The sequence below is a fragment of the Paraburkholderia sp. SIMBA_027 genome (assembly GCF_046535315.1).
GTDB classification, from domain to species: Bacteria; Pseudomonadota; Gammaproteobacteria; order Burkholderiales; family Burkholderiaceae; genus Paraburkholderia; species Paraburkholderia tropica.
On record NZ_JAWRWY010000819.1, the window covers coordinates 1 to 263 of the forward strand.

Annotated in this window: 1 protein-coding gene; it reads right to left on the reverse strand. The window is 53.2% G+C overall.

Features of this window, described 5'->3' with window-relative positions:
• Nucleotides 1-263, reverse strand: a 263-nt coding sequence (locus tag SB764_RS41335; RefSeq protein ID WP_410866946.1) for a type I restriction endonuclease, incomplete at both ends; no start/stop codon positions are given.

Genomic DNA, 263 nt, shown 5'->3' on the forward strand with positions numbered 1-263 from the left:
TTCGCTGTCGGACATCGCGAAATGCACCACTGCGCCGCGTTTGAAGGTCAACAGCGGATGCTTGCGTTTTGAACTCGGATCAATTGGAAGACGGTCGTTGCGATACTGGTTCTTGGCATGCTCCACCGACTGAGTGAAATCAGTTTTCACCTCAACAGTGGCAAGCGGTAGACCATTTAGAAAGAACGCTAGATCAATCGCGAGATCACGGCTCGGATGATATCTCAGTTGCGGCACGACCCGGAGGCGGTTCGAAGCGTAGC